Consider the following 19,778-nt stretch of genomic DNA (forward strand, 5'->3'; position numbering starts at 1 on the left):
ATCTGGCTCCGCAGCCTGCCAGCCCTCCCATGATCTGAACTAAGAACAGGCCCTAGCGCCAATAGCCCAATCCGGCCAACAGGTGGCGAGGACCCCAGCAGGGCCGTTGACTGGTCTGCCGTGAGAGACAAGATCACCCGGCTCCGGCGCCGAGGACAGTACGCCGCAGCGCGGCCGACAGCACGCGCGGCCGGAACGGTGCTCAGGTGGTTGGGCCTGGCCGCACTGGCAGCGGTGTACGCGGTGGCGATGTGGCGGATGCCCGACTGGATGCACCAGCACGACCCCAAGGACCGTCACAATGCCCGGCTCCTGGTGATCTCGGTCGGCGGCGCCGCCGTGGTGGTGGTCTCCCTGCTCTACACCGCCCGCTCTTACCAGCTCAACCACCACGGACAAGTCACCGACCGCTTCACCAAAGCCCTCGAACGCCTCAGCTCCGACGACATGGACGCCCGCCTCGGCGGCATCTATGCCCTGGCCCACGTCGCCAACGACTCCCGCCCCCACCACAACGACGTGGTTGAAGTCCTAGAAGCCTTCCTGCGCCGCCGGGCCCCCGCCGCCCGCCACGACACCGGCCCTACCCTGGCCGCGCGCCCCCACCTACCGTCTCGGCCCGCCGCCGATGTCCAGGCCACCCTCACCACGCTCGGCACCCGACCGCACCGTCCAGAACGCCGCACCCTCGACCTCAGCGGCCTCCACCTGGCCCACGCCCGCCTAGCCACGCTGGACCTCAGCACGGTGAACCTGGAGGTCGCAGACCTGCGGAACGCGAACTTGGAGCGCGTGGACCTGCGACGCGCGAACCTGCATGACGCGGTCTTGTCAGACGCAAAACTGCACGGCGCGAACCTACAGGGCGCCAATCTGGCGCACGCGGATCTGAAGCACGCGGTCCTGCGCGAGGCGAACCTGGAGCGCGCGACCCTGCTGCATGCCAACCTGCGGGCCGCGGACCTCGGAGGCGGGAACCTGTCGCACGCGAGCTTGGCGGGCTCGAACCTGCAGAGAGCCTTCTTGAGACGCGCGGACCTGTCGGACGCGGAGCTGTCGGACGCCGAGCTGGCGGACGTGGAACTGGCGGACCTGCACGACGAGGACCTGTCGGGCGCGGACCTTTCCGGCGCGAACCTGTCGGACGCGCTCCTGCAGCGCGCGCTCATGCGGGGCGCGATTCTCAAGGGCGCGTTCCTGCTCGGCGCTGACCTGTCAAGCGCTGACCTGGCACTCGCGGATCTGTCACTCGCGGACCTGCTACTCGCGAACCTGTCGGGTGCGGACCTGTCCGGCGCGAACCTGTCGGGCGCGGCCCTGCGGGGCGCCAACCTGTCGGGCGCGAACCTGCATGGCGCGGATCTGCGGCGGGCGTGCCTTCGAGAGAGCAGGGGGCTGTCAGAACAAGACGTGCGTGCAATAGCGATCGTGGACGAGCAAACCCGCTTCTGAACAGGTGTACAGCCCCCGCCAAGCACCAGTTCCGACGCTACCCGTCCCCCGGGCGTCCCGGCACCTCCCCGACCGCCAATGCGCGAACCCTGCCGCCCCAGGGCCCCGTGACCAGAGCCAATCGACCTCAAATCCGGGGCACAGAACCGCCAACCACCGCCACATCGCACCATCCACGCCATAACCAGCGCCGACCCTCCCCACGACAACCCCGGTGCGACACCACCAACAGCGCAGTTCACCCACGCCCCGCCTGGCGTTTAATTGATCACCAAGACCACGCCATCACGGCGACATGCCAACCCACAAGACGTGCCAACATCACGGGCCCCACACGAGCAGGGCAGGGGAGCGGCGAGGGAAGGACGGGAAAGGCGGGATGGGCGTCTCCAAGGCGCGGCGGGCAGAGGTCGCGGCCCGCCGTGCGAAGGCGATCCAGCTGCGGCTAGTTGCGGTGGAGTCAGAGATCCACATGGTGTCGTGCCAGACGTCGGTGTCGGCCGCCAGGATACGGGTCAGCCGTTTGATCTGCGGCAGAGCCTCGTCCGTCGTGACCGGAGGTCAGGCGTTCGGCGAGCGTCAGGGCGGTGATCGTCTTGTTGTAGGCAAGGGTGCGCGGTGGTGATGTGTCCGACCGCATCGAAGCGTGCGGCTTTAACGATCTCGACTCCGCTAATCTGGAGGACCGCGGAGTCGTTGTTGATCTCGATCCCCATGGGGGCGCTTTTTCCGAGCCACGGGAGCCAGGACCGGGAGCCACCGTATACAGGTTTGCCAAGACTCGCCGCGTGCTGGCCAGGGCGTTGGAGTAGGCGAAAGGCTCCCCGTTCGACTCGAATCAACCTAGATCGACTCCTCTGAATTGCTTCACGCCGAAGAGGTCACTGGTTCGAACCCAGTATCGCCCACCCCGCATGAAGGTGAGAGCCCACTTCCGATCTTCCGAAAGCGGGCTCTCGGCGCGTCTGTGCGATGTCAGTGCGTGGATGCCTGCCTGACTGCCTGACGACGGCCATTGATCGTCGGCCGGGAAAGATGCAGTTCATGGCGCTTGCTCCGTCCTCAATGACCGGCCTGATCTGGTGCCGATAGACCGTCTCCGTGACGACCGTCCCCTTTGTGCCCCACAAGTCGGGAGACGTCCTCTAGGGCCATCCCGTTGTCCGACAGCAACGACACGAAGCTGCGGCGCTTACCCCGCGGCATCCAGTCGGGCCACCAGCCCAGAGCGAGCGATCACGCGCCGGAACTCCCGCCGGACGTTGCCCGCGCTCACCGGAGTCCCGCTCCGCGTGGCGAACACCAACCGGTCCGCGCCCGCGGGGACGGGGCGGCCCCTCAAGCGCTCAGGTGGTCCCAGAGTGCAGCGAGGGCGTGGACGCGTCGCCTCCGATGGGAAACGGCCGTGAGACGCTCTATTTGATCAGCCTCCGCAGGAGCGAGACATGGTCGACGCCGGCCGTGGAAAGGACCTGCAGCGCCTTGGGAGGCGGAACCTGCCCCAGCCGCACCGGCTTGCCCACGAGACCGGTTCGGGGAAGCCCTTCGCTGCCGGCGAGACGCGATTCAGGGGTGGCCGGCTGGCGGATTTCATAGACCCTCCAGGCGTAGCCCCTGGGCGCACGCCAGGACGAGAACGGGACGCTGCCAGGCGATGAACGCCCAATGGCCGTTCGCCACGGCGTGCACCAGCGCGACGTCCAGATGCGGCCCGAGGAGGGTGGCGATGCGGGCGGCCACGGGAATGGGATTGTTGAACTTGCCGGTTACTCGGTACAGCCCGTCATCGTGCTCGATGGTCAGCCCATCCCCGGCGAGATCGGCGACGACGGGGGCGATCGGGTCGTCATCGGTGGCCAGTTCCAGCAACCTCCACCACTCCGAGCGGCCCAGCACGTAGGCGCGGGGAAGCCGCGCGGGCAGAAGCAGGTCCTCGGCCAGCTCCATGTCCGCCTGGACGATCAGGTCCTTGACGGCCTGCCAGGTCTGTGCGGCGAGTATGTCGGCGGGGGCGCCGCCCGTCAGCGAGGCGCCGCTGCGCAACAGCCCCATGCACACGGCGGCCAATGCCGCTACATGTCCCATGGCCTCTTCGGGCAGGTCGTCGTGAGGCCCAGGCGGCAGCCCGCGGGTGAGGCGGGCCAGGTCCGCTCGCCAGGAGTCGTCGTCAACATCCCAGACGCCGTGGGCCAGCAGCTGGACGAAAAGCCGGGCGATCAGGATGCGCACCGCCACTGGCGCCGGTTCCCGCCGGTCGGGAATGGTCCGGGAGACGGCCCGTCTGATCCACTTACGCCATTCGGAGCGTTCGGACGACGACATCTCCCGGACCACGGCGTCCTCGGCTTCCTCGTCCGAGCCGTCCGCCTCCTCGACGTCTTCCACTGCGGCGTCGGCGGACAGGCCCCAGCGCGAACGCGGCGAGGGATCGGGCATGCCGGCCTTGCCGAAGAGTTTGACGGTGAAGGGACGGCCGAACGCCCGTTCGCACTCCTCCAGATACGCAGCCCAGCGGTCGTGGACGACGGATGCCGTGACGTCGGTCCGGCCGTGGCTGAGACTCGCGGTCCGCTGCTCGGCGAGTTGCTCGGAGAGCCGCAGCAGGTCGGCACGGAAGCGACGGGCCAGCTCCTCGTCGGTGAAGATCTCCTCCTCGGTGTAGGCGTGGCGAAGCCGGGGACGGTTCTCGTCGGCCTGGCGACGTGCACAGCGGGTGGGGTGGACGACGAAAACCGGAGGCGACTCGACGCGCTCCTGCGCCCGCGGGGCGATGACCCGTACGACTGCGCCGGCGAACTCCGCGGCCGCGAAATCACCAGTGGTCTGCCCAGCGGGGATGGTGCCGATGCGCGTCCAGGAGCCTGGTGATCCGTCAGGGGAGGCCTCGACGGCGACATCGATGTCGTAGGGCCGCGCCAGAGTGACCTGCAGCAGCCCTTTGCCTGTGAGCAGCGCCCCGAGGACGAGCAGCGTCGTCCGGCCCGTTGTCGGCTGGACGGTGCGTCGTCCCCGCAGCCGGGCGGGGGAGGTGGCGTCCCCCTCCGGCATGAGCGGGGACGGGATCGGCGTCAGGACTCCCAATTCGCAGTTGCCCCCGGCACTGACAGGTCTGAGCAGGGCGCTTTCGGTCAGGTTGGCGCTGCCGGTCAGGGCGGTCCATGTTTCGCCCTTCCGCCATTCCAGCAGCTTGCCGTGACGTGGCCGGCGCTCGGGCAGCAGCCGCACCTCCGTCTCCAGCCCCTCGACCGAACGCAGGATCGCGTCACCGTCGTAGCTGCTCCAGCGTTCCTGCAGGCCGATGACGATCCGGGACGGGGCGAAGTGTTCGACGATCCGGCTCAGCGCCGTCCCGTTCTGGTCCACGAACGGCGCGTACAGGTGCAGTTCGTCGACCGGACCGGAGGGCAGCTGATCGAGCAGTCCGCTGTCGAGATTGTGCAGCACCTGAGCCGGATGGGGAGAGGTCCGGAACTCCTCCAGCCGCGCGGCCGTCTCCCGCAGGAGCTCTCCCACGTAGTCGGGCGACCGGACCGGCCCGTACAGCCTCCCCAGCCAATCGCCGACCTGGCGGATGCCTTCGGGGGCACCGGTGCGCTGACCGCGCAGCACGGTCCACAACTCGTCGTTGTACCCCCAGCCCGCCATGGTCGGGTTGCCGGAACCGATCGCGGCCACCAGATCGTGCTCGCCGATCAGCAGTGCCAGCTTGGGATGGAATGCCCCACGGCAGGCCGCCAGCCCATGGAAGTAGGCGCGTCCGGCCATTCGCACGTCGACCGGGTCGTACAGACCTTGCGAGGCGTCGCCGACGACCGTGACCCGCGCCCCCAGGGCACGGGCGGTCGGGATGGCCACCTTTTCCAGGAAGGGCAGGTCCACCGTGAAGCCGAGCAACAGCAGCTCATGCAGGTTGGCCGCGTCGGTACGGTCCCGCCACTCGCCGAGGAGGGTGAGCGGCGAGGCGAACTCCCACGTCATTCCCCCACCTCCAGCAGCTCCAGGCCAAGCGGCGTCACCGTCGCGGTCCCGTCGTCGGCCAGTGCGACGAGACCGAGCTGACGGGCGAAATCGGCGACCTGGTGAAGCCGCGTCCCGATGTCGCCGTCACCCTCGTCACCGGTCTTGTAGTAGCGGCCACCGCGTTCGTGAATCCGGGAGAACACCCGCATCCGGCCGGAGCCGTCGGGGCGCATCTTGGCCAACGCGACCCGGCGGGACTGCGTGAGCATGTCGTCCACCAGCCGCTCCGCCAGGTCGTGCATGGGGCGGTCGATGTGGTCAACGATCAGCCGGGACACCCACAGGGGGTTGAGGATGTCGTTCGACGTCCCCAGGAACGTGGCGCGCGCCTCGCCTGTCAGGTCCCTCTCACGCAGGCCTCCGAGCAGGAGCAGCTTCACGTTCACCAAGGGGTCGCGCCGGTCACCGGCTGTTTCCAGCACCTGCCGTTCCGCCGGCGCCGGGTGCCCGCCGGCCATCGTGTCCGGCAGCTCGTTGAGGACGACCCGCAACGACGCGTCGGGCATCTCGTCGACCAGCCAGGCGCGCAGCTCGTCATGGCTGCGGTCGGCCTCACCTTCCGCGGAACCGATCGACCTGACCAGCCCGGCCCACAGGCGCCGCCACGCGCTCACCGAGTAGTTCCTGAGCAGCAATCCGCGCCAGCCGAGGACATGGGGGAGCGCGCTCAACACCGGGTCGTTCTCGACCTGATCACCGAAGGCCACCGCCGAGCGAACACATTCCTCCCAGTTCCCGCCGGCCTGGGAGCCGTGCAGCAGCGTGGCCCGCCCGAACATCCGGAACGTGGCGCGGCGGCGCCGGTCATCGGGCTCCCACGTCTGTGGATCGTGCCGCCCTTCGCGCTTCGCGGTGAACAACCCGCGCAGCCATGGCACCTCGGGCAGGTCAGCCGCCTGCATGGCCAGGGACGCCAGCTCACCAAGCCGTGCTGTGGGCAGCAGGTCGCTGTCGGCGGCTCGCACCAGCGGTGTGAAGAGCTCACGGACCTCCACGGGACAGGCGTGCCTGCCCGGGCGCAGTGCACCGTCATCGATGGAGATGGTGCCGAGGGTCGTGCTCGGCCCGCCGTACTGAGCCCAGAAACCCCAGGGCCGCGGGGAGTAAGAGCGCTCCTTGTCCGCAACCCCGGCAACCGGCTGGAGTTCCAGTTGGTCTCCGAGCGACAACCTGACCCGATCGATCCCGTGGGCCATGCCCGGCCACCGCTCGGGGTGGTCGTGTACGAGCGAGACCCCCGCGAGAACGACCTCGCAACGGCGCAGCAGCCGCTGACACGCGGCGCCGTCCAGACCTTGCCTGGCAGCGTGGGCGGCCAACGCCGAATACAAGGCGTAATAGCGTATATATCGGGTGACTGTGGAGATACCGGGCACCAGCAATTCGACCACCCGCAGGATGGGCGCCTCCACCTGTAGCGGGTAGCGGCCCGACCGTTGCTCGAGTCCCCGCACCGACCAGTCAGGTCCTTCGACCAACGTCGTCATCGGCTGTCCCTCCTGCATCGACCCTTGAGAAACCCATGCGAGACCGGCCGGTTACGTCCAGGAATCACCCCCCAACAATGCTTGCTGTGAGGCTAGGAACAATGCGGGAAACTTCCATTATGGGACGAATGGCGCTGCGGCTGAAGATCTTCACTAGGATCCGCGCCGGTTTCCGTCCGTCCTCTCGGCGCGCAGAGCCCGAAGCCGGGCGCGCAGCGGCGTGGACGGGACGCCGTTCAGGTTGAGGGGCGGGTCCAGCCGTCGAAGCAGGGCCTCCTTGATGGTGCGGAGATCGTCTGCGTCGTCGCAGGGGACGGCGGCCACGGACAGATGGCGGGTCATCCAATCCGATAGCCGCGAATCGTCCTCGTGCCGAAGCCGGAGCGGTCCCCTGAGGGCGGCGGCAAGTGTGCGGCGAAAGGTGGACAGTTCGGCATTCTCGGACAGATGCATGGTGACGATGCGGGACCACAGGGTGCCGGCGGACCGTTTGCCGCTCGGCCGGCGTGTGGCTCCCGCCTGGCCGACATAGATGAGCCCCGCATCCAGACGTTCACCGATGCCGACGGAGAGATCATGCGCGCCGTCGGCATCGACCCACCAGCCGTACACACCTGGTGAGGACAGCCGCGTCCGCTCGGAGCGCCGCAGTTCGGGGATCGTGAGGGCCGCCGTCCTGTCCGACAACGCGCCGGCGAGTTCGTCCACCACCCGGTCGATCTCACCGCACTCGGCGGCAGTCTCAGACGGGCCGGTACCGGACGGGAACCGGTTGTACCAAGCGATGATCTCGCCCCTGGAACGGGCATCGACCGGATCGATCACCACCGCGCCCAGATCCTCCAGGAGAGGACGCAGCGGCGCGATGTACGCGTCACCGGCATGGATTTCGATCCGCCGTCCGGCCACCGGCCCATGCAGCAGAAGCTGCTGGGTGACGAAGGACGCCCAGGCCCGCCGATACGAAACAGGCTGATCCCCCAGATACATGTCATAGGGGGCGATCACTTCGTCCGGCGCGACAAGCCCCCAGCGGCTGCTGAGGATGAACCATGGCAGGGCCGTCCGCTCGGCGTAGGTTCTGCGCCGCTGAAACAGTGGGCTGCGATACAGGTCCTTGGCCGCCATCGCCCGGTCTGCCTTGGTCTTCACACACCCCACGAGGACCAGCCCCATCACCGCTGTTTCGGCGGCAGGCGGCCGAGCCGTACTGGACAGTGACGAAATGCGCTTGTAGCGGCCACGGTCCACCCGGACCAGCAAAGGGGCTTGCGCGGCGAGCCCCCGGGCGTGCTGGGCCTTGTCCGGCGGCTCGGTCAGTCTTCCTACCTGGGTGACGATGGTCCGCTCGGCGATGTCGGGGTAGTTCTGGCGGAACCAGTCAATGACCTGTTGTCTGGTGAACGGCTCGGGAAGACTGCTCACACACTCGACCAGAAGCTCTCGCACGGGACGGTCGTACTTCATGACCTCGCCAGGGGGTAGCGGCTACTTGAAACCACGCGTACCCAGGAGCACGCCGGCCCGAACAACCACAAACTCGGAAACTTGGACTGCCACGTCCAAGCACCGTCGCGGCGGACGACGTTGCTCGTGGGAGGATGCGCGCGTGGATCTGCGTCGGAACTGCTGCCTCCACCTGTCGATCCCACACGGCCGGCGGAGCTCGCGCGTGAAATCGAGCGCATAGGCGACCTGTTGTACCGCGGCGAACCGCATAGGCGGCGATAGCCTCGTCCAATGGGTTGACCGGCCACGACTACGACGTCTTTCGACTTCGCCGAATACCACTCGTAGCGCGGTCTTGAGGACTTCGCCAAGGAAGCGGCACGCCCGGCGTGGCCACAGGTCCCCGACATCATCCGCAACGAACTCGCTGAGATCACCGCAGGCTGCGATCCGCCACCCACCGAAACCGACTACTGTTCGCGCCTGCTGAGAGCCAGCCTCCCCACCCAAGCCTCGCCGCCTGATCTTCACGCCCCCGCCGGCCTCGAAGACGTGCCCGCCGAGGACATCGCCAGCGAGATTCTCGAGCTTTTGGTGTCGCGCGACTGTTCGAGGTGATTCGTGCATGGGGTCGATCCATCTGAACGGTCGCACACCACGCACTGACGGGCGATCGGCTCACGGTGGCGAGCATTACCGGCCGACCGCCCTGCTGGCCGGCCCGGCGCCCGGCCTACGCCAAGCCATGCGGATCGCGGCGCGTAAGGCCCACCTCATCCTGGGCGGCACACTCTCACCGATCGACCGGCCGGGGAACCAAGGACCGGTTGCACTACTTCGGCCAGGCATCGCCAGCCTGGCTCCAAACGTCAGCGCAGAAGCCAGCGCCGCCGCTGAACAGTCACCTTCGCCTACTCCCTCCTCACGCCTTGATCCGTGCGCAGCGGCGGCTTCGCTGACTCTGTGCACAGCGAGAACGCTTTCGTGCTGACCGGCCGCCGACGCCTGGCCGGGTTCCTCGTTCGCTGCCGATGACCGCGGTGTGGGCCGGGCGGCTTCATCACCTGCGGCGCTGCGTCGAGGTCGCCCACATTGTTACTGATCTACATTGTAAAGGACGTGGCCTGTTCAAGACGGCACAACAGCCGACAACACTGGTCCCGTTGCCGACTGACCAGCTCAAACATCTTTGACGGACTGACACTCCGCAGGAGGTCCCTTGACGCCATGCGGCTCCGGTTGACCAGGGGCATGCGGACGTGCATCGCTCGGCGACGGGCTTCACGGGTGAAGCAGCCGTTGGTGACCACGAGTCGTCCATCCGCACTGTGAGGGGCCTGGCGGTGCCGTCAACCTCAAGGAGCTTGGGGGCGCCGTGGTTGAGCGGCGGGCCGTCAACTCAGCCCGCCCGCATTGCGTTCACTCCCTCCCCGGTGCACGGGCGCACCATCGTGCAGCTCAGCGGGCGCGAGTACGCGGTGCGGCGCGCGCTTGTGGCCCGTGCGTTCCGCGGTGCTGACCTGGGGGAGAAATTCCTGCCGTTGATCGAACGCGATGCCCGCGAGTGGACGTCTTGGCTCGCGGGACTCGGGCGAGGACGACTTCATGCTCCTCCCGCCTGCAGGATGCCCTGCGGACCCGTAGTGACGGAAATTGAACCTGCGGTACCGCGCGGATGTGCCCTAGCCTGCGTCACGTGTCAGAAACCGTGACCGCAAACCTCCTGGCGCCCGGGGTGTTCGACGGCGTTGCCACCACCCGTGAGGAGCCATTGGCGTTCACGTCCCAGCGCGCGCCGTTCCCGATCACGGGACGAACATGGCATGTGCCGTCTGGATCGCCCGTCGGCCCGCCGATCCTGTCCTTCCCCGCCGACCGGTCGAGCTGGGCGTTCGATGTCCTGCCCGGCCCAGGTGGTGACGCGCCGCTGGTGGCCTGGGCAGACCGCCAATGCCTGCGCGTCCGTCACCTGGGTACCGGAACTGAGATCACCATCGATCCCAAGCGCCCCAAGCCGCCGGTGTCGGTCGGGCTGGCCGTGCACTGTGGCACAGCGGCCGTCGTCGCCGTCTTCGGGCCCGTTGACGCCGAGGTCGTCGTCTGGGACGCCTTCACTGGGGACCAGCGTGCCGTCTTCCGTGTGTGGCTCGGCCATTGGGCCGGGCTCGACCGCTGGATCCTGCACCTGACCGGCCCGCTGATCGGCCTGACGTGCGACACCGAACAGATCGATGAGTGGGACGACGGCACCGTGGACGTCGTGGACGCCTACTACCTCGCAGTCTGGGACATCGAACGGGGCGAGGAGATCACCAGCTTCCCGTCCCCGGGCTGCCGGCGGGCCGCGGCGGTTGACGGACCGGACGGCGCCTTGCTGATTCGGCCGGAGTACCCCGGCGTGCTGGTGTGCCGGCTCGACGGCAGGCGCGTCACCGCGCTGCAGACACCCGATCTGCCCGAACAGGTGGCCGCCGCCACCGTGGCGGGCCGCCTGCTCGTGGCCGCAGACGTGCCCAACGATCCATGTCTGCTGCTGGCCTGGGACGCTGCCCACCCCGCCTCCTGTCACCGCATCGCTTTTCCCGGCATGGTCAACGACTTGGCCTTCACCACGGACGGCACCCTCCTGGCCGCCACCGACGAGGGTCTTTACACGGCTGTCGTCCGGACCTGATGCGGCGGGTGCAACTTGGAACGCCCCAGTGCCGCACTGCTCAAAGCGAGCCTCGGGGGCGGGGCGCGCAGTGCGGTTGCCTCCGCGGAGCCGCGGGGGAGTTGGGGAGGGATGGATCATGGCTGCTGCTCACGATCACGACAGGTCGGCGCACCACGAGGTAGCGGTTTCCCCAGTGCTTGATCGTGTTCGGGGGCGAGCGGCGGAACCGGCGTTGGGCTGCGGCCCCGGCTTGGTGGTCGATGGGACACGCAAAGGTCGGCCCCGTGGAGCGGCGGCGTAGGTTGTTGCCGTCCCGCTTGACGGTGTACTTCATGCTGGCGTTGTGCTTGCCACCGGGAGTCGCCATCGGACTGCTGAACCGCGGTCTTTTGGGCAATCGGTCTTCGTTGTGTCGGCCGCGGGGCTGGTCGGGCGAACAGGTGCTGCGGACGCTGCTTCGACAATGCGGGGCCGCTGGCGACCTCGGAGAACTCCCGGAGCATGGTGGCGCAGGCTGCGGTTGCCGGCGGTGGGGCGCCCAGTTCGACGTGCCGGGGACGGCCGGACCTTCGACGGGCCGTCCGCGGCGCCATGTCGCTGGGTTTTCTGCAGGTCAGGTCGGTGGTGTTGTCGGAGATCGGCACGTATGAGGTGCTGGATGCGGCACTCGGTGGCTATCGCGTCGGGCGACACGGCCTGGCAGTCGGACTGACAGGGGGCGACCGGCCCGGCGACTTGATGATCCCCGATCGTCCGGCGATCTTGTCACCGATGAGCGGCGGCTGACCGTCCGCAGGTGGACGCTCGTGTGGGCTGACAAGCAGGCTTAGCGGCGGTAGCGGGCTCCCCGCGTCATCGGGTTTGTTCGACCGTCCTCTCCAGTCCCGCAGCGTTTCGGCGAGAGGGGGAACGGCGTTGGGCGGTGACGGGTCGACCTATCGGGGCAGCTCTGCAGCGGGTCGACGCGGCGCCAGGTGCCCTCGAGATCGAGGCGGACGTGGGCCTGGGCATAGCCGTCCAGGCCGCGCCGTCTCCTTCGGCGATGACTCCGTCGGTCCGCCAGTTGATGACGTCTCAGGTGTCCTGGCCGGTCTGGCCGTCATGATGCGGCAACCGGCCCTGCTTCTGCGGCGGCGAGTTGCCCGTCCCACTGCGATGTGGACGTGGGGGAATGAGTCGGCGCCGGTGCTGCGCCCGGATGAGGCAGGAGGCCCAGGCCTCGACCGATCCGGGCCTTCAGTTCACTGATTTACGAGCGGCGGGTTACCCCAGCTTTTTGAAGGCCGCCTCTCCCCGCTTCCACAGGGTGACGTCTCCCAGCGGGCACTCGGGGAAATCGCCCCGCAGCAACCGGGTGAGGAACTCCGCCATCCCGCACTCGTAGCGACTGAACTGCATCTTCCCGCGGTTGAAAACCAGGACCGGCCACGCGGCCGAATCCTCACCGGAGGCGTCCCAGCACATCATGTCGGCGCTGGCGGCGGCTCCCCAGGCGATCAGCCGGGGCGACGTGCCCTCCAGTTCGGGGGTCTTATAGGCGTTCGCCCAGGTGTCCTCGGCGTTTCCCGTCTCCTCGACCATCCCGTCCCAGCCCGCCTCGGGCAGCGGTGCTTTAGGCTGCGGCGCGAGGACCACCAGAAAGTCCTGGACGACTCCGGCTCCGTACACCTCCATGAACCGCCGGTAGTCAGGCGGGAACGGTCGGCCCCAGGACTGTGCCATCCGGTCCCAGTCGACGGCCCTGCCGCCGTCCTCCGGCGGCGGCATCAGCCGCAGCAGAGCATCCACGTCGGCTGCAACACCCATCAGTTCTCCTTTCCGCGGACCGGCACGGTGTCGTTCGGCCTTTCAATCCAGCGCTGGGGCTTGCTGGTCAGACGCCCAGTGGGCGTGTGTTCCCACCCGCCGACCCGAAGGCGGGCAACGATCGAGCAATCGACCGGCGCGGCGCCACCACCAGGCCACTGGTCCTCGGCTGGACGGTTGTCAACAACCCTGGCCGGGCGGCTGACGGCCCCGGCCGTCGCAGTGGTCCGCGGTAGGTGGCGGCGGGGCCGCTCCACAGTAGCGGGGCCGCCCGGTCGTCGCGGCCGCCGGTTCGCGATCGCATCGGGGCGCTTGGCAGCAACTCGGGAACCCAGAGGCGGAGCGGGAGTGCAGGGCCGCCCGTCGGCCGCGAAGGGGGCAAGGGGCGTCCGTCCCTCAGGCCAACGGGTTCTGGCGAGGGCGATCTGATCGGCAAGCGCCGTCAGGCAGGCCGCTACGGGACGGGGTGGGACAGTGGCGCAGGCTGGACAACCGGTGGGCGGTCTCCGCCCGGAGTGACCCTGCGCTGCGTCCGGCCTACGGCGTCTTCTACGTCGGCTGGGGTTCCTGGCTGCGCGGCAAGGCGATCGCGCTCGGGGACACCACGCAGACGGCCCGCTTCCACAGCGACACAGCCGCGCTCGCCGCCGAGTTCGATCGATCCGGACCGTTCCTGGACGCCTATCCCGGCCAGGCATGGCCGGTCGACAGCGTCGTCGCTTCCGCCACTCTACGGCTGCACGACAGGCTGTTCCCGCCGCGCTACCAGGCGACCCTGCACGCTGGACAGAAGCGGCGCGTGCGCGGCTCGACCCGGCCACCGGCCTGCTCCCTCACCAGGTCCGCCCGCAGTTCCAGGGCGCACGGGGCACCTCGCAGTCGATGATCCAGCGTTTCCTCGTAGAGGTCGATCCTGCCTGGGGACGCCGGCAATACGCCCAGTTCCGGCGGCTCTTCGTCGTCACCCGGCTCGGCCTGCCAGCGATCGCCGAGTACCCGCCGGGCCTATCGGGCCAGGGCGATGTCGACTCCGGCCCGCTCATCCTCGGGGTGAGCGCGTCCGCGACCGTGGTGGCACTCGGCGCCGCCCGGGTCCATGGCGATGACCGTCTTGCCGGGCCGCTGTACGCGCTCGGCGAGACCGCCGGACTACCCGTGCGCCTTCCCAAGACCAAGCGCTACGCCTTCGGCACTCTCCCCGTCGGTGACGCCTTCCTGGCCTGGTCGGCAACCGCGCGACCAGTGACCCAGGCCTCCTACTCCGGGGTAGTGAGCCCCTGGTGGAGAACACCCTGGCACCTGCTGAGCCTCGCCCTGGTCGCCGCGCTCTGGTTCCCTTTCCGCCGCCGCAGACCAGCCCGCACGAAGAGCGAGAACCCCCTCATCACCAGGCCGCCGCCCGCACCCGGCCCTGAGCACGGCCGCAGACCGTCGCCCGCCCCGGTCCCGCTCCGGCGCCGGGGGGGACACACAGTTCCTGTGAAAGCCGGTTGTGGCTCACGAGCAGTTGGAACGGGCGTCCATAAGCGGTCCAACTTGTTGTGTCCCGGCAATCGCAGCCCTGGTTGAAACCCGGACGGTCTGGGCCCCAACCAGCTTCTCGCTTGCTGACACGCGTTGCGTTACCCGCGCGGATGACACGCCCCCTCTGATTTGATCGCCCGTGGCTCACCGGCACCCTGCACTCTGCCTGCTCTGCTGCGGGTGGCTGTGCGCTGGGGGCGCCCCCTTGACGTTCGCGTGGCTGACTGGCACCTTGCTCTCTGCCTGGTCTGTTGCGGGTGGCGTGTTTCCTGGTGGCGCCCCCTTCACGTTTCCGCGGCTGGCCGGCAGGCCTCTACTTCGCTGGGTCCTGTTGTGGGTGGCGTGTGGGCTGGGGGCACCTCCTTGACGTTCGCGTGGCTGACCGGCACCTTGCCCTCTGCCCGGTCTGTTGAGGGTGGCGTGATTTGTGGAGGCGTCCTCTTCACGTTCCGCGGCTGGCCGGCTCTACTCCGCTGCGTCCTGTTGCGGGTGGCGTGTGCGCTAATGGCGCCCCCTTCGCCTTCCCGTGGCTAACCGGCAGGCCTGCGCTCTGCTCCGCCCTGTTGCGGGTGGCGTGTTTTCTGAGGGGCGACCCCATTCGCTCACCGGTGGCTGACCGGCAGGGCCTGTGGTTCGCTGCGCCCCGCTATGGGTGGTGTGTTTCCCCGCAGGAACGACCCCTTCGCCCACGTGTTGACCGGCAGACCCTGCTCTTCACGCGCTCTGTTACGGGGGTCGGTCAGCTCAGGCGGCTATGTCGCGTTGGGCGATGACTTTGGTGAGGTGGACGCGGACGAGGGACTCGCCCGGGACGCCGTTGCGGGCGCCGAACTCCTCGGCGCGGTCCTCGCCCATGTAGCGGCCGCCGATCACGGTGGCCCAGCGGCGCAGTTCGGGGAGGTCCTCCGACAGGGTCGCCTCGCCTCGCATGACCACGAAGGAGAACGGAGGCGTGTCGTCGTCCACGCAGACCGACACGCGCGGGTCGCGGCGCAGGGCGCGGGCCTTGAGGGTCTCGGAGCCCGTGGTGAATATCAGGTCGTCGCCGTCCAGGACGAACCAGATCGGCGTCACATGGGGCGCGCCGTCGTCGCGGATCACCGCCACCTTGCCGGTGCGCGTGCCCTGGGTGACGAACGCTCGCCACTCGCTGTCGCTCATCTTCGCCATGCCCTCCAGCCTTCCCCAGCGGACGGGCCGCTACCGTGGGCGCATGCGGATCGACACGGCGCAGGGTCCGGCGGAGGTCACCCTCGACGAGACCGGCGACCCGGCGTTCCTGCTGGTGCTGACGCACGGCTCGAACGGCGGGGTGGACGCCGCCGACCTGCTGGCCGTCCGGGAGGTCGCGCTGGGCCTCGGCGGGGCGGTCGCGCGGGTGCTGCAGCCGTTCCGGGCGGCGGGACGGCGCGCGCCCGGCTCGCCGGTCCGCCAGGACGCCGCCTGGCTGGAAGTGATCGGGGTGCTGCGGGAGCGGTTCGGGGACGTGCCGCTGGTGCAGGGCGGGCGCAGCAACGGCGCCCGGGTGGCCTGCCGCACCGCGCGGGCGGCGGACGCGGCCGGCGTGGTCGCGCTGGCGTTCCCGCTGACCCCGCCCGGCAAGCCGGACAAGTCACGCGCGGACGAGCTGCGCGCCGCCGGCGTGGAGGTGCTGGTCGTCAACGGCGACCGCGACCCGTTCGGCGTGCCGGAGCGGGCGGACGCGACCGAGGTCGTCGTCCTGCCGGGCGAACGGCACGACCTGGACAGGAACCCCGCGGCCGTCGGCGCGGCCGTGGAGCCGTGGCTGCGCCGCTGGACGGCGCGGGCCCCCGTGCCGGGCGGCCGCCCGAGCTGAGCACAGCGGCCGGCCCCTCCGGCCCGGGCGGGGCCGGAAGCGGCCGGGTGGAGCTGACGTCGGTGCGGCGGCGCCGCCCCGAGGATGATCACCCCGTGTACTGGTCCCCCGTGGAGAAGCGGTTCCCCCGTGGCGACCGGTCAGACGGCGGACGGCGCCGGCGCGGTGCGCGCCGGGACGTCCGTCGGTCTGTGCGGTGCGATGACACCCCCGTCGGGCAGCAGCTCGCCGGTGTCCTCGAACAGGACGACGCCGTTGCACAGCAGGCTCCACCCCTGCTCGGGGTGATGGACCATCGTCCGGGCGGCGTCGCGGTCAGGTCCGTCGGCGGCGGGACATGGCGGCTGGTGCGGGCACATCTGCGTGCCTCCGGTCTCGACAACTGGTGTGGGTTTGCATGTGTTTGACGTCACCCAGTGTGGAACGGTTCGACCCGCCCGGACCATAGCCCGAAGGGACGATTGTGAACTGGTACCGGAGGACGGGCCGGGGTGTGACACGCCTCACTCAAGAGTGCCAGACGTCTCCGCGCGGCCCCCATCGGCCACCCGGCGAGCCGTGACTTTACCGGGACCAGGGGCGCCCCGACCCCTACGATGGCCCGGGGGGCGTGGGCCAGGGGGAGGTGAGGCCGCAGATGCGCGTCGCTCTGTTCGTCGCGTGCTTCAACGACGCGCTGTTCCCCGGCACCGGCCGGGCCGTGACCGCCCTGCTGGAACGTCTGGGGCACGAGGTGGTCTTCCCGCCCGGCCAGACCTGCTGCGGCCAGATGCACTGGACCACGGGCTACCAGCGGGAGGCCGCCGACCTGGCCCGCCGCTTCACAACGGTGTTCGCCGAACACGACGCGGTGGTGACCCCGTCGGCGTCCTGCGCCGCCACCGTGCGCGCCGCCTACGCGCGCATCGCCCGCGCCGACGGCGACGCCGAGCTGGAACGCGCCGCCGCCGGGCTGGCCGTCCACGAGCTGTCGGAGTTCCTGGTGGACGTGCTGGGCGTCACCGACGTCGGCGCCTACTTCCCTCACCGCGTCGCCTACCACCCGACCTGCCACTCCCTGCGCACGCTGCGGCTGGGCGACCGTCCGCTGCGGCTGCTGCGCGCCGTGCGGGGCCTGGAGCTGGTCGAGCTGCCCGCGGCCGAGGAGTGCTGCGGGTTCGGCGGGACGTTCGCGATGAAGAACGCCGACGTGTCGGTGGCGATGGTGGCCGACAAGGTGCGGCACGTGCGCGGCACCTGCGCCGACGTGCTGTGCGCCGCCGACAACGCCTGCCTGGCCCATATCGGCGGAGCACTGTCGCGGCTGCGCGGCGGGGTCCGCGTCATGCACCTGGCCGAGATCCTGGCCGCCACCGGGGCACCGGCCGCGGCGGGGCGGTCGTGAACGGCGGCTCCTCCGCCGGGGGGAGGGCCTCCTCCGCGGGGCCCGTGTCGCTGCCCATGCCCAAGTTCGCCGTGGCGGCGCGCACCGCCCTGTCCGACACCGGGCTGCGCCGCGACCTGCGGGCCGCCGCCGCGACGCTGCGGCAGCGGCGCGAGGCGGCCGCGGGCGAGCTGGGCGACTGGCAGGAGCTGCGCGAGGCCGGACGCGCCGTCCGCGACGAGACCCTGCTCAACCTGGACGGGCACCTGGAACGGCTGGAGAAGTCGGTCACCGAGGCGGGCGGCGCCGTGCACTGGGCCGCGGACGCCGCCGAGGCCGCCCGCCTCGTCACCGGCCTGGTGCGGGCCACCGGGCACGGCGAGGTGGTGACGGCCGCCGCGCCCGCCGCCCGCGAGATCGGCCTGCACGAGGCCCTGACCGAGGCGGGCGTGACCGTCCACCCCACCGACCTGGCCGAACTCGTCGCGCGACTCGGCGACGACCCCCGGCCCGCGGCCCGTGCCGCGCCCCCGGCGTTCCACCGCGACCGGGCGCGGCTGCGCGAGCTGTTCGCGCGGACGCTGCCGGACGCGCCGCCCGGCCTGCCCGACGACCCGGCCGCGCTCGCCGCCGCGGCCCGCGCCCATGTGCGGCGGCGGTTGCTGTCGGCGCGGGTGGCGGTGTGCGGCGCCGACTTCATGGTGGCCGACACCGGCACGCTGGTGCTGCTGGAGTCCGAGGGCAACGGCCGCACGGCCGTGACCGCGGCGGACACGCTGATCTGCGTGGCGGGCATCGACGCCGTCGTGCCCACCTGGGACGACCTGGAGGTGCTGCTGCAGCTGCTGCCGCGGTCGGCCACTGGGGACCGGATGAGCCCCGCCGTGTCCACCTGGACGGGCGTCACGCCCGGCGACGGGCCCCGCGAGCTGCACCTGGTGCTGCTGGACAACGGCCGCACCACCGTGCTGGCCGACGAGGTCGGACGGGCCGCGCTGCGCTGCGTGCGCTGCTCGGCGTGCTCGCACGTGTGCCCCGTCTACGAGCGCACCGGCGACGAACCCTACGGCCCGCGCGGCGGCGGGCCGATCGGCGCCGTGCTGACGCCGCTGGTCGAGGGCGTGGACGGCGCGGCGCACGCGTCCCTGCCGTACGCGTCCACGCTGTGCGGGGCCTGCGCCGACGTGTGCCCCGTCAAGATCGACATTCCGGAGCTGCTCGTCCACCTGCGGGGCGCGGTGGTGGAGTCGCGGCGGCGCCGGCCGGTGCCCACGCCCGAGCTGCTGATGATGCGCAGCGCCGCCTGGACGATGGGCGAGCAGGGCCGCTACGAGGCGGCGCTGCGGTCGGGCGCGCGGTGGGCGCGGCTGCTGTCGCGCGGCGGCCGCATCCGGCGGCTGCCCGGTCTGCTGGGCAAGTGGACCGAGGCCCGCGACCTGCCCGCCCCGCCGGTGCGCAGCTTCCGCGCCTGGTGGCGCGCCCGCGCACGCCGTGGGGGACAGCGGTGAGCTCGCGCGAGCGGATCCTGCGGCGCGTGCGCGACGCGCTGGGCGAGGCGCGCGGCACGAGCGTGGACGTGCCGCGCGGCTACCGGCGCCGGCTCACCGAGGCCGATGCCGCCACCCGCGCCGACGTGATCGCGATGTTCACCGAGCGGGTCGCCGACCACCGCGCGACCGTCCGCCACGCCGGCGCCGACGATCTGGCGACCTCGGTCGCGGCGGCGCTGTGGGCGCGTGAGGCGCAGCGCATCGCGGCCCCGGCCGACCTGCCGTTCGGATGGCTGTCCGAGCTGGACGGCGTGCACGCCGTCGCCGACACCGGCCTCACCGACCTGGAGACCCTCCAGGCGCTGGACGGCGTGGTGACCGGCTGCGCCGTGGCGATCGCGCAGACCGGCACGATCGTGCTGGACGGGGGCCGCGCGCAGGGACGGAGGCTGCTGTCGCTCGTCCCCGACTACCACCTGTGCGTGGTGCACGCCGACCAGATCGTCGGCACCGTGCCTGAGGCGGTCGCGCGGCTGCGGCCGGAGCGCCCGCTGACCTGGATCAGCGGCCCGCCCGTCGCCGGCGGCCCCGAGGCGCGGCGGGTGGAGGGTGGTCACGGCCCCCGCACCCTGGAGGTCCTCGTCGTCGAAGACTGATCGGTAGGGGCGGCCGAACAGGCCGGGGGCCGACGCGG

General features: G+C 70.3%; 15 protein-coding genes. 9 read left to right on the forward strand and 6 right to left on the reverse strand.

From position 1 onward, the window contains the following. Window positions 1-120: 120 nt before the first annotated feature. Both ABD811_RS06625 and ABD811_RS06630 read left to right on the forward strand, forming a co-directional pair. Window positions 121-1,452 (forward strand): pentapeptide repeat-containing protein, encoded by a 1,332-nt coding sequence (locus tag ABD811_RS06625; protein ID WP_344942388.1) that lies wholly within the window; start codon window positions 121-123, stop codon window positions 1,450-1,452. 379 nt (window positions 1,453-1,831) lie between these two features. Next, on the forward strand, window positions 1,832-2,077 hold the full coding sequence (locus ABD811_RS06630; RefSeq protein ID WP_344942390.1) for a hypothetical protein: 246 nt from the start codon (window positions 1,832-1,834) through the stop codon (window positions 2,075-2,077). Between the two features lie 965 nt (window positions 2,078-3,042). On the opposite strand, the gene ABD811_RS06635 is transcribed toward ABD811_RS06630, so the two are convergent. From ABD811_RS06635 to ABD811_RS06645, 3 genes are all read right to left on the reverse strand, one after another. Then, window positions 3,043-5,430 carry a phospholipase D-like domain-containing protein gene (locus tag ABD811_RS06635; protein WP_344942393.1) on the reverse strand — a complete coding sequence of 796 codons (2,388 nt, stop codon included), beginning with the start codon at window positions 5,428-5,430 and terminating at the stop codon, window positions 3,043-3,045. Further along, a complete protein-coding gene (locus ABD811_RS06640) occupies window positions 5,427-6,959 on the reverse strand; it encodes a hypothetical protein (RefSeq protein WP_344942396.1) in 1,533 nt (510 codons plus the stop codon). Before ABD811_RS06640 ends, ABD811_RS06635 begins: the two co-directional genes overlap by 4 nt. 153 nt (window positions 6,960-7,112) lie before the next feature. Then, window positions 7,113-8,408 carry a DUF6884 domain-containing protein gene (locus ABD811_RS06645; RefSeq protein ID WP_344942399.1) on the reverse strand — a complete coding sequence of 432 codons (1,296 nt, stop codon included), beginning with the start codon at window positions 8,406-8,408 and terminating at the stop codon, window positions 7,113-7,115. Between the two features lie 1,696 nt (window positions 8,409-10,104). Here ABD811_RS06645 and ABD811_RS06660 point away from each other — a divergent pair. Both ABD811_RS06660 and ABD811_RS06665 read left to right on the forward strand, forming a co-directional pair. After that, window positions 10,105-11,082, forward strand: a complete 978-nt coding sequence (locus tag ABD811_RS06660) for a hypothetical protein (protein WP_344942402.1) — start codon at window positions 10,105-10,107, stop codon at window positions 11,080-11,082. A gap of 603 nt (window positions 11,083-11,685) precedes the next feature. After that, a complete protein-coding gene (locus ABD811_RS06665) occupies window positions 11,686-11,850 on the forward strand; it encodes a hypothetical protein (protein ID WP_344942405.1) in 165 nt (54 codons plus the stop codon). Window positions 11,851-12,327: 477 nt separating this feature from the next. Here ABD811_RS06665 and ABD811_RS06670 read toward each other — a convergent pair whose 3' ends face one another. Continuing rightward, on the reverse strand, window positions 12,328-12,870 hold the full coding sequence (locus ABD811_RS06670) for an SMI1/KNR4 family protein (RefSeq protein WP_344942408.1): 543 nt from the start codon (window positions 12,868-12,870) through the stop codon (window positions 12,328-12,330). Between the two features lie 466 nt (window positions 12,871-13,336). On the opposite strand from ABD811_RS06670, the gene ABD811_RS06675 reads away from it, so the two are divergent. Continuing rightward, complete coding sequence (locus ABD811_RS06675) at window positions 13,337-13,756, forward strand: hypothetical protein (protein WP_344942411.1); 420 nt, start codon at window positions 13,337-13,339, stop codon at window positions 13,754-13,756. Window positions 13,757-15,138: 1,382 nt separating this feature from the next. Here ABD811_RS06675 and ABD811_RS06680 read toward each other — a convergent pair. Continuing rightward, window positions 15,139-15,564 carry a PPOX class F420-dependent oxidoreductase gene (locus ABD811_RS06680; protein WP_344942412.1) on the reverse strand — a complete coding sequence of 142 codons (426 nt, stop codon included), beginning with the start codon at window positions 15,562-15,564 and terminating at the stop codon, window positions 15,139-15,141. A gap of 43 nt (window positions 15,565-15,607) precedes the next feature. Here ABD811_RS06680 and ABD811_RS06685 point away from each other — a divergent pair, with 43 nt between their 5' ends. Beyond that, complete coding sequence (locus tag ABD811_RS06685; RefSeq protein WP_344942415.1) at window positions 15,608-16,231, forward strand: alpha/beta hydrolase family protein; 624 nt, start codon at window positions 15,608-15,610, stop codon at window positions 16,229-16,231. A gap of 140 nt (window positions 16,232-16,371) precedes the next feature. Here ABD811_RS06685 and ABD811_RS06690 read toward each other — a convergent pair whose 3' ends face one another. Continuing rightward, window positions 16,372-16,590 carry a DUF5999 family protein gene (locus ABD811_RS06690; RefSeq protein WP_344942417.1) on the reverse strand — a complete coding sequence of 73 codons (219 nt, stop codon included), beginning with the start codon at window positions 16,588-16,590 and terminating at the stop codon, window positions 16,372-16,374. 278 nt (window positions 16,591-16,868) lie between these two features. Here ABD811_RS06690 and ABD811_RS06695 point away from each other — a divergent pair, with 278 nt between their 5' ends. The 3 genes from ABD811_RS06695 to ABD811_RS06705 are packed head-to-tail and all read left to right on the forward strand — an operon-like array spanning window position 16,869 to window position 19,740. Beyond that, window positions 16,869-17,615, forward strand: coding sequence for a (Fe-S)-binding protein (locus ABD811_RS06695; protein WP_344942420.1), 747 nt, complete (start codon window positions 16,869-16,871; stop codon window positions 17,613-17,615). A gap of 56 nt (window positions 17,616-17,671) precedes the next feature. Beyond that, on the forward strand, window positions 17,672-19,102 hold the full coding sequence (locus tag ABD811_RS06700; protein ID WP_344942423.1) for an LUD domain-containing protein: 1,431 nt from the start codon (window positions 17,672-17,674) through the stop codon (window positions 19,100-19,102). Further along, the gene (locus tag ABD811_RS06705; protein ID WP_344942426.1) at window positions 19,099-19,740 is read left to right on the forward strand and encodes a LutC/YkgG family protein; all 642 of its coding nucleotides are present in this window, start codon (window positions 19,099-19,101) and stop codon (window positions 19,738-19,740) included. The genes ABD811_RS06700 and ABD811_RS06705 overlap by 4 nt, the downstream gene beginning before the upstream one ends. Window positions 19,741-19,778 lie beyond the last annotated feature (38 nt).

It is taken from the genome of Actinomadura miaoliensis (genome assembly GCF_039536785.1).
Lineage (GTDB): Bacteria > Actinomycetota > Actinomycetes > Streptosporangiales > Streptosporangiaceae > Spirillospora > Spirillospora miaoliensis.